The sequence below is a fragment of the Pseudoxanthobacter sp. genome (genome assembly GCF_036822375.1).
Lineage (GTDB): Bacteria > Pseudomonadota > Alphaproteobacteria > Rhizobiales > Segnochrobactraceae > Pseudoxanthobacter.
The window spans coordinates 1-3,218 of record NZ_DAISHT010000302.1; the positions used below are offsets into that span (position 1 = coordinate 1).

Genomic DNA, 3,218 nt, shown 5'->3' on the forward strand with positions numbered 1-3,218 from the left:
CGCTGGCGGACGAATATGGCGCCGATGCCCTGCGCTTCACGCTGGCGGCAATGGCCGCTCCCGGCCGCGACATCAAGCTGGCGACCAGCCGCGTGGCCGGCTATCGCAACTTCATCACCAAGCTGTGGAATGCTGCCCGCTTTGCCGAAATGAACGGCTGCGTGCGGGTGGAAGGCTTCGATCCGGCGACCGTCTCCGGCACGCTCGCGCGCTGGATCGTGGTGGAGGCCGGCCGCGTGGCGGGCGAGGTGGCCGAGGCCATCCGCGCCTACCGCTTCAACGATGCAGCCGGGGCGGTCTATCGCTTTACGTGGAACACGTTCTGCGACTGGTATCTGGAACTCGCCAAGCCGGTGCTGATGGGCGAGGACGAGGCGGCGAAGGCGGAGATCCGCGCCACCACGGCGTGGGCCATCGACCAGATCCTGAAGATTCTGCACCCCTTCGCCCCGTTCGTGACGGAGGAGCTGTGGCTGCGCACCGGCGAGGCCGGGCCGGCGCGCGAGGGCCTGCTGACGCATGCCCGCTGGCCGGTCGCGGTGGCCGGCGACAGCGCGGCGGCCGATGAGATCAACTGGCTGGTGGACCTGATTGCCGCCATCCGTTCGGTGCGCGCGGAAATGAACGTGCCGCCGGCGGCCCTGCTGCCGCTGGTGATCGTCGGGGCCGACGACACCATCCGCGCCCGGCTTGTTACCCACGATGCCGCCATCCGCCGTCTGGCGCGTATCGAGGCGGTGGCCACCGCCGATGCCGCGCCGAAGGCGGCGGCGCAGATCGTGCTCGGCCGCACCACGGCCTGCCTGCCGCTGGCCGGCGTGATCGACTTTGCCGCCGAACGGGCCCGGCTGGAAAAAGAACTGGGCAAGGTGAAGGCCGACATCGCCAGGGTCGATGCCAAGCTCGGCAACCCGAGCTTCATCGAGCGCGCGCCGGAAGAGATCGTGGAGCAGGAGCACGAGCGGCGCACCGTCGCCGAAGAGCGCCGCGCCAAGATCGAAGAGGCGCTCGGGCGGCTGCAGGAAGCCTGAGCCGGGACGCCTGAGCCGGAGAGGGGATGCAGAGACGGCACGCAGGAGCGCCTGCGCCGTCCCCATCCCCCCGCCGGCCGGCCTTGTGCGGGCCGGACCCGATCTGCGGCCACCGGACCGGTCAGGTGGCCGTTTTCGTTTCAGCCGCCGGTGTGCCCGCTCAGCCAGAGGAACAGGGCGAGCGTGACGACCGAGCCGAGGGTGGAATAGAGAATGGTGCGCGCGGTCACGTCGGCCTCGCGGTCATAATATTCCGCCAGCATGAAAGGGCCGGTGCCTGTGGGTAGCGCGGCCAGCATCACCGCCAGATCGGCGGTGAGCGGCGGCAGGCCGAACACGTGGTAGGCCAGCACCCATGTGACGGCCGGCTGCACGATGAGCTTCAGGGCGGTAAGCAGCAGCGCTGCCGGGCGGTCTGCGCTGCCGGTCGTGCGCCGTTCGGCCAGAAACAGGCCGAGGCCGACGAGCGCGCAGGGGCTGGCGGACGCGCCGAGCAGGTCGATGAAGCGGGTGGCGGCAACCGGCAGCGCAAGGCCGCCCGCCGACCACAGAGCCCCCAGAACCGGCGCGATCAGCAGCGGATTGCGGGCGAGCGAGCGCAGCACTTTCAGCAACAGCGGCCCGAGGCGGCGCTCGGCCTGTAACCCCACCTCGATCAGCACGATGGCGACGGCAAACACGATGCACACCGTGATGATGGCGCCGATGGTGACCGGCGCCAGCGATGCCGGGCCGAACGCCATCAGCCCCAGCGGAAAGCCCATGTAGCCGGTGTTGGGATAGGCGGCGTTGAGGCCATCCAGCCCGGCATCCGCCAGATGGCGCGTGCCGCGCCAGCGCAGCGCCATGGTGAGGGCGAACACCAGCAGCGCGCCCAGCCCGAAGGCGCCGGCAAAGCCCGGCTGCCACAGCGCCTGCCAGCTTGCCTTGGCGGTGACGCTGAAAAGCAGCGCCGGCAGCGCCAGATAGACCACGAAGCGGTTCAGTTCCGACGAGGCGGACGGTCCCAGAATGGCGCGGCGGCGGCAGAAGAAGCCGGCGGCGACGAGCGCAAAGATCGGCAGAACGACCGTGAGCGTGGAGAGCATGCGCAACCGCCGTTCGGATGGGCCGGCGAACGGGCCGCTCCGGGCTTGGGAGCGGCTCCGGCCTTGGGGAGAAATTGGGGAGGAAGGGGCGGCGGGCACGCCGGCGCCCCTCACACCGGTGCCCCTGCCGCCCGCGCGACACAGCACACCCGGCCGCGCGATGCGGAGCCGAGCCGGAGCGCCGGCGACCGGCAGTGCCGCTGCAATCGTTAGAAAACCGGCTCGCGGCCGTCAACCGGCCGGCCGCGTTCCGCCCGCCGGCAAGCGGGGCCGGTTCGCGTCAGCGCCGGCGCGGACCGACGGCCGGCGGATCGGAGGCCGGGAAGCTCTCGTCCAGCGCCTCGTCGAGCGCGGCTTCGCGGCCGGCGCTGTCGCCCGGCGCGTCGGCCGGGTCATGGCGGGCGGCAACGCCGTCGGGCTGGCTGAAGGCGGGCGGATCGGAAGCCGGAAAGCTCTCTGCCAGCGCCTCGTCGAGCGCGGCTTCGCGGCCGGCGCTGTCGCCCGGCGCGTCGGCCGGGTCGTGGCGGGCGGCAATGCCGTCGGGCTGGCTGAAGGCGGGGGGATCGGAGGCCGGGAAGCTCTCCGCCAGCGCCTCGTCAAGATCGTCCCCGCCGGGGCGGGCAGGGGCCTGTGCGTTCATCATCGCCACCTCCTCCGGGCCGCCGGTGTGGCGGCTGCCCGTGCGGTTCTGCCGGGAGACCGGCAACAGAGCGGCATTATAACACCGCCATGCTCCGGCGGCGCGGCGAACCTGCGGCGCCGTTTCGAACCCGCGGCGGCTTGTCGGGCCTCATGCGAAGGCGGAACGGGCCGCACCGGCGGCGCTTCCGGCCCGGCCGGGAGGCGAAGCGGCCGGTTCCGGCAAAGAGCAGGGCGGCAGTCTGTCTGTAAAAAAGGGTCTGCGGAAAATTTATCTGTCTTATAAAACAAAGAAGGGCCACTCTCCGAGTGGCCCTTGCATTGTCTTGCCGCAATCCGGGCCAAAACCCGGCATCGTCTCAGGAAGCGAAGATCTCCGCAGTGGCGAGGATCCGGCCCTTGCAAGCCGATGAACGCGGCTGATGACAATGAGACACTGGATCACCTCCTTTCAAACGTT

3 protein-coding genes are annotated in these 3,218 nt (G+C 70.6%); 1 reads left to right on the top strand and 2 read right to left on the bottom strand.

Features of this window, described 5'->3' with window-relative positions; all coding sequences use genetic code 11:
• The coding region (locus V7067_RS16815; protein ID WP_334177042.1) for a class I tRNA ligase family protein at positions 1-1,031 on the top strand (1,031 nt) is incomplete at its 5' end.
• 140 nt (positions 1,032-1,171) lie between these two features.
• Here the strand turns inward: V7067_RS16815 and V7067_RS16820 are convergent.
• Both V7067_RS16820 and V7067_RS16825 read right to left on the bottom strand, forming a co-directional pair.
• Complete coding sequence (locus V7067_RS16820) at positions 1,172-2,119, bottom strand: AEC family transporter (RefSeq protein WP_334177043.1); 948 nt, start codon at positions 2,117-2,119, stop codon at positions 1,172-1,174.
• Between the two features lie 280 nt (positions 2,120-2,399).
• A complete protein-coding gene (locus V7067_RS16825; RefSeq protein ID WP_334177044.1) occupies positions 2,400-2,762 on the bottom strand; it encodes a hypothetical protein in 363 nt (120 codons plus the stop codon).
• Positions 2,763-3,218 lie beyond the last annotated feature (456 nt).